General features: G+C 67.2%; 4 protein-coding genes. 2 read left to right on the top strand and 2 right to left on the bottom strand.

Annotation, left to right across the window (positions count from 1 at the left end; genetic code table 11):
- Positions 1-175 precede the first annotated feature (175 nt).
- Positions 176-928 (bottom strand): ParA family protein, encoded by a 753-nt coding sequence (locus ACFTSF_RS18115; RefSeq protein ID WP_380154818.1) that lies wholly within the window; start codon positions 926-928, stop codon positions 176-178.
- A gap of 107 nt (positions 929-1,035) precedes the next feature.
- Here ACFTSF_RS18115 and ACFTSF_RS18110 point away from each other — a divergent pair, with 107 nt between their 5' ends.
- Together ACFTSF_RS18110 and ACFTSF_RS18105 are read left to right on the top strand one after the other, a co-directional pair.
- Entirely contained in the window at positions 1,036-2,532 is a 1,497-nt protein-coding gene (locus ACFTSF_RS18110; protein WP_380154817.1) for an MFS transporter, read from the top strand.
- Positions 2,533-2,551: 19 nt separating this feature from the next.
- Positions 2,552-3,430, top strand: coding sequence for an alpha/beta fold hydrolase (locus ACFTSF_RS18105; protein ID WP_380154816.1), 879 nt, complete (start codon positions 2,552-2,554; stop codon positions 3,428-3,430).
- Here the strand turns inward: ACFTSF_RS18105 and ACFTSF_RS18100 are convergent.
- Complete coding sequence (locus tag ACFTSF_RS18100) at positions 3,427-6,666, bottom strand: DUF2961 domain-containing protein (RefSeq protein WP_380154815.1); 3,240 nt, start codon at positions 6,664-6,666, stop codon at positions 3,427-3,429. The genes ACFTSF_RS18105 and ACFTSF_RS18100 overlap by 4 nt on opposite strands.

The following is a 6,666-nucleotide window of genomic DNA, read 5'->3' as shown; positions in this document are numbered from 1 at the left end:
GGGCGCGGGCGCAGGGCGGACGGCGCGAGGCGCGGGCGCAGGGCGGACGGCGCGAGGCGGGGGCGATGGCGCGGCGCGATGGCGCGGGCGCGGGGCGGACGGCGCCAGGCGAGGGCGAGGGCGCGGGCGGGAGCGCGCGCCGGGCGGGGGGCGGGGGTGGGGGTGGGGGTGGGGGTTAGAGGAGGGTGGTGGCTAGGGTTCGGTAGGCCTTGGCGCCGGGGGAGGTTGGGGCGGTGGTGAGGATGGTTTCGCCTACTGCGGGGGCTTCGGCGAAGCGGATGGACTTCGGGATTGCTGGGGCGAGGACGTCGAGCGAGTAGGCCTCGGCGATTGTCTCGAGGACAGCGCGGGCGTGGGTGGTGCGGCCGTCGTACAGGGTTGGTAGGACGCCGAGCACGCGCAGGGTGGGGTTGGTGAGGTGTTGGACGTCGTGCACGGTGTCTAGTAGTTGCCCGACGCCACGATGTGCCAATGTCTCGCACTGCAAGGGGATCAGTACGTCGGTTGCCGCGGACAACCCGTTCACGGTGAGCAGGCCGAGGGTGGGTGGGCAGTCGACGATGATCCAGTCGTACGCCGGGCGCACGGATCGCAAGGCGGTTCGGAGCACCTGCTCGGGGCCGGTCTCGCGGGCCAGTTGCACCTCCGCGGTGGCGAGCTCGATGGTCGCGGGGAGTAGGTCCGGGCCTTCGTCGAACTCGATCAGCACGTCGCGCGCCTGCACTCCGCCGAGCAGTACGTGGTGGATCGACTTGTCCAGGTCCTCGGGGTCGATGCCGATCGAGAAGGTCAGGCAGGCCTGCGGATCGAGATCGACGAGCAGTACGCGCTGGCCGAGCTCGCTCAGGGCAGCACCGAGTGTGGCGACGGTGGTCGTCTTGGCCACGCCGCCTTTCTGGTTGGCAACCGCGAGAGTGCGAGGAGGCACGCGGCCATTGTGCCGCACGGCGGAACGACCGGTTGCATCAGTCCGTGTCCCGTCCGTCACGCCCCGCTCTTGACCTCAAGGGGACTTTAACTCCCAGCATGGCCGACATGAGCGAATCGACGATCTCTCCGACGACTGCTCCGGCGCGGGCCGGCCGCCGCGAATGGCTCGGCCTCGCCGTCCTGGCGCTGCCGACCATCCTGCTCGGCCTGGACGCGACGGTGCTGCACTTGGCCGCGCCTGTGCTGAGCACGGACCTCTCCCCCAGTTCCTCGCAGCTGCTGTGGATTGTTGACGTGTACGGGTTCGTGGTCGCCGGTCTGCTCGTCACGATGGGCACAGTCGGTGACCGGATCGGTCGGCGTCGACTGCTGATGATCGGTGCGGCCGGGTTTCTGGGGGCGTCGGCGCTGGCCGCGTTCGCGACCAGTCCGGAGCTGCTGATCGCGGCCCGGGCTCTGCTCGGGCTGGCCGGGGCGACGCTCATGCCGTCGACACTTTCCTTGCTGAGCAACATGTTCCAGGACCCGGATCAGCGGCGGCTGGCAATCGCGATCTGGATGACGAACTTCATGGTCGGCGGCATGGCCGGTCCGCTGATCGGCGGCGTGCTGCTGGACAACTTCTGGTGGGGTTCGGTGTTCCTGATCGGCGTACCGCCGCTGGTGCTCCTGCTGATCGCCGCACCGCTGCTACTGCCCGAGTTCCGCAACCCGAAGGCCGGTCGGATCGACCTGCTGAGCGTCGTGCTGTCTACGGGCGCGATTGTGGCGGTTGTCTACGCCATCAAGGAGACTGCGAAGGGTGAGCTGCATCTGACCACGCTGGTGGTGGCTCTGGTCGGTATCGCGCTCGGTTGGGTGTTCGGACGCCGCCAGCTCCGTCTGAGTGAGCCGCTGGTCGATCTGCGGCTGTTTCGGCGGGCTGCGTTCAGTGCGTCGCTTGGTGCGCAGACCTTCGGTCTGTATGTGCTGGCCGCACTGCAGTTCCTGACTGTGCAGTACTTCCAGCTGGTGCTGGGCATGTCACCGCTCGAGGCCGGCCTCTGGATGCTGCCGATGATGGTGACCGGCATCGTCGGGACACTGGCCGCGCCGTGGGTTGTCCGCCACCTGCGCGCTGGTACGGCGATGACAGTCGGCTTCGGCGTCGCCGTACCCGGACTGGCGTTGATGGCGACCGCTGGTCGGCTACCGGTGGTCATCGGCTTGGCTGTGGTCAGCCTGGGCATCCAGGTCGTTCTGGCACTCACGTACGACGTGGTGGTGAGCAGCGCGCCGCCGGAACGAGCCGGAGTCGCGTCTGGCATGGGTGAGACGGGCACCGAGCTCGGAATGGCACTGGGGATCGCGATTGGCGGCAGCCTGGTCACAGCGGCGTACCGGGCTGGTGTGACGGTGCCGGGCGGTGCGGCGGAGTCTGCTCGGGACACTCTGGGCGGTGCGATCGCAGCTGCGGAGAGTCTGCCCGGTCCGGTCGCCCAGGAGTTGCTGGCGAGCGCCCGGGACGCCTACACCGGCGGTGTGCAGCTGGCTGTGTTGATGAGTGCCGCGATCATCGCCGTACTCGCCGTGGCAACGGCCAAACTGGTGCGGACCGACTGAGCCGCTACTCTCTTTACTTGTGAGTACGCCACGAACGATGACGCTGCCGGACGGGGTTCACCCAGCGACGCTGGAGACCGACCGCGGATCCTTCGCGACCCTGCGAGCAGTACCGGAGATCGGTACGCCGCTCGGCACGGTACTGCTCGTTCCGGGGTGGACCGGCAGCAAGGAGGACTTCACTCCGCTGCTCCACCACCTGGCGCGCTACGGGTGGATCGCGGTAGGCGTGGACCAGCGCGGTCAGTTCGACACCGCCGGGCCGGACGACCCCTCGGCGTACACGCTGGAGGCGCTCGGCGCGGATGTGGTGGCGATGAGCGTGGCACTCGGCGGCTACAGCCAGCTGGTTGGGCACTCATTCGGCGGACTGGTTGCGCGGGAGGCGGTGCTCACGGATGCGTCGGTGTTCTCGACGTTGACGCTGCTCTGCACTGGTCCGTCTGGTTTCACCGATGAGCAGACACTGCAGGGGCTCCAGATGCTCGCCTTCGGGCTCGACAACCTCCCGATCGAGCAGGTCTACGACCTGAAGCTGGAACACGACGCCAAGAACCCCGGGTACGTCGAACCGCCCGAGGAGATCGCCGCTTTCCTCCGCAAACGCTTCATCAGCAACTCCCCGGTCGGGCTGGCTGCGGTCACCCGGCACCTGACTGATGCTGTCGATAAGACGGACCGGTTGGCTAAAGCGGGTGTTCGCACGCAGCTCGTGTACGGCGAAACCGACGACGGCTGGCCGCTCCCCATCCAGAACGAGGTGGCCGAGCGCCTCGGCATCCAGCCCGAAATGGTCCCCGACGCCGGCCACTCCCCCGCCATCGAACAACCAGCCACCACCGCCCGCCTCCTCGTCGACTTCTTCCACGACCGGGACCGGTTCAACAACGCCGTCTAGGGGCGCAGGGCGGATGGGGCCGGCCATTCGGTGTTGGGGGCGAAGTAGTCGTGCCAGAGGGGGGCTTGGGGGTCGGGGGTGAAGGCTTGGCCATTGGAGGGGGCTACGAAGACGTCGCCTGCGGCGCCTCGGGTGAAGGTGATGATGTCGGAGCGGCCGTCGCCGGTGAAGTCGCCGGAGCCGGGGACTTCGGGGGTGGGGGCGAAGAAGCTGTGCCAGAGGTTGCCGTCGCCGATGAACGCCGTTCCGGTTGAGGTTGCTACGTAGACGTCTCCTGAGGTGCCGGCGGCGAAGGTGGCTATGTCGTCGCGACCGTCGCCGTTGTAGTCGCCTACGTCGGGGGTTTCGGTGTTGATGGCGAAGTGGGCGTGCCATTTCCAGGTGGTGCCCAGGAAGGACTTGCCGTCGGAGAGGGCTACGAAGACGCTGGCTGTCGTGCCGCGGGTGAAGGTGACGATGTCGTCGCGGCCGTCGCCGTCGAAGTCGCCGATGTCCAGGAGTTCGCCGGGCCAGCCGAAGTCGCCGTGCCAGAGCCAGCTGTCCTGGACGAAGCGGTTGCCGTCGGAGAGCGAGACGTAGGCGTCGTGGGTGGTACCGCGGGTGAAGGTGACGATGTCGTCCTTGCCGTCGCCGTTGAAGTCGCCGACCATCGGCACCTCTCCGTCAAGCGCGAAGTGGTCGTGCCACTTGGTGGCCGGGAGGTACCCGTCGACACCGTTCGACAACGAGACCCAGACATCCGCTGCAGCTCCGCGAGTGAAGGTGATGATGTCCGAGCGACCGTCCCCATTGAAGTCACCGGTGGCTGGGATCTCGTTGCTGATGGCAAAGGACGAGTGCCACAGCTTGCCCTCGCCGAACTTGGTCCCGGTCGACTTAGCGACGTACACATCAGCGGCATCTCCCCGCAGGAACGTCACGATGTCATCCTTGCCATCAGCATCGACATCGGACACAGTCGCGATCTTCGCCGCCGCAGCCAAGGGCGCCGCAACACCAAGGTTGCCGGAGGCATCGACTGCGATCACCTTGTAGAACCGTTGCTGACCACCCTTCAACGCCTTGTGCAGGAAGCCCGGCGTCGGCGCAGTCCCGACCAGGTTCGCGGGAGTCACCGGTACGTCGGCCGTGGTGGCCGAGTAGATCCGGTACGACGTTGCCTCCAGCACCGGGTTCCAGTTCAGCAGCACGGCGTGTTCGCGAGGTGTCGCCGTCAGCCCGGTGGGCGCGGCCAGCCCGCCACCGGCGGCGTACGGGTTGACGATGCTCGCGGTGAGATAGCGGGCCGCAGTCCAAGTGCCAACGGGCGTGATCGTCACCTTGACACTGCTCTTGCCGGCGGTCGCCGAAGCCGGCAGCGGGATCTGGTCGGACAGCCAACGCATCGTCCCGTTGCCGAGCGGCTGCCGCCAGGTCCCGACCGGTACGTCGTCCACACTGACCGCCGCCTCTTGGTACTTCTGCGCCTGGTCCGAGATCCGCCGCAGCAGCACCCCACGGTTCGCGGAATCGACCGCCATCCGGAAGGTGATCGGTCCCTGACCTGAGCGGACCTCATCCGTGATCGGCAGGTAGTCGAAGTCCCCCTCGGCCACGCTGTTCAGAGTCGCCGCGGTGCCACTGTCGGCGTACTGATGAGCGCTCCGCGCCGCAGAGTCACCCAGATCGAGCGCATCCGTCTCGCGAGTACTGACCGTGGGCTGCGTGTAGAGGAACGCGGTCGACCCATAGTCGGCAAACCAGTCGTTCTGCTGCCCGTGCTCGATTCCGAACCGCAGTGCGGAGTCGTAGGAGATCGACTCGGTCAGCAGCAGCCGATAGACCGCATCACACTCCTGTGCACAACCAGCGTTCCCCACCTCGTGCGCAGTGTTGCCAGTGAAGGCCGCGCTGTAGCGACCCCCAGCGAAGTACCAACCGGCCTCATAGAAGTCCTCAGTGCCGGTTCCATGCTGCTGCGGCGACAGCGAGCTGTCGATGTAGACCCGCTCATCGCCTTCCAGGTACCCGCGGTTGACCCCCGCCATCGTCTGCGCAACCCCGACAAGCTTGCCGCGGCCGGTCTGGTCGGCCACCACCCAGTCGTCGCCCCACGCGGTCTTGCCGCTGCGCGAGAACGCGGTGAAATACGCCGCCGGTCCACCCGGAAGGAGAGCAGTGCTCCACTTTGTGTCCGGTGCACTCGTCAGCTGCAACTCGACGTTCCCAACGGCTGCGCCGGTGGAGTTCACCAGCGAAACCGCGGCCGACTCCCGATAAGGCATCGGCCACCACGTCGTGAACCATCCACCCGCGCCCGGATCGGCACCGAACATCAGCGACTTCACCGAATACGCGCCCAATCCGGTCCCGAAGAACTCACCAACCGGCGAGTCGACCGTACGGCGGCCGTCGAACGCGATCCGCAACCGCAACCCCGCCAGCACGGCGTCCGACGGCGTCACCCCCACGAACCGCATCCGCAACGCACTGATCGCCCCCGGCCCCTGAACGGTGCCGAAGGCAACTTCCTGCCCAGCCCCGACCGGATGCGTCTGACCAACCGTGGTCGACCCAGAAACGGCCGGCTTCGGATCCGCCGTACCGGCTGCTCGCAACGTCGCCAGTACGTCGTTCGCCTGGTCGGCGGGGTCGAACCTGGTCACGCCGTCCGCGTCCGGGAAGTGGCGATAGTTGACGTGGTAGAAGAGCGGGTTGCGCTGTACGACGATCTGCATGGACTGCCGATATGCCATCGGCACCTTGATCTGGAATCCACCACCGGCCTGCGACGCATTAGCGACCAACGGGTGCACGAACGGCGCACCGACTCGACCGTCGGTGACATCCTTCAGCGACCGGTTCAGCACCGTCGTACCGTCCAGCGTGATCGCGATCGTCCCGGTGTCGGTCACGTCTGGAACGTCATTACGCAACCTCGTAAACCAGATCGAGTCGATCTGACCGGGCCCCAGATCCTCGGCGATCACGCACCCCGCGGCGACCTGCCGCAAGCACGAGTCCGCCCCGTCGAACCCGTCGTTGTTGCTACCGCTCCGCGCAAACCCGGAGAACTGGCGGGTGCTCGTCCCGGACGACAGATACGGCAACCGGTCCAGCTGCCGCAGCGTCTCCCAGCCAACCGCCCCCTTGCCCACAACCTCAGCGGGAGCAGCGGCGGCCGGTACGACGAGGGGAACGGCCAGGACCAGCCCGGTCAGTGCGGCGACAACAGGCAGGCGGAAGCGTCCGGACAT

Source organism: Kribbella sp. NPDC056951, from assembly GCF_042674205.1.
Lineage (GTDB): Bacteria > Actinomycetota > Actinomycetes > Propionibacteriales > Kribbellaceae > Kribbella > Kribbella yunnanensis.
The sequence above is the reverse complement of the archived record's forward strand: the minus strand, read 5'-3'. Positions and strand labels throughout refer to the sequence as shown.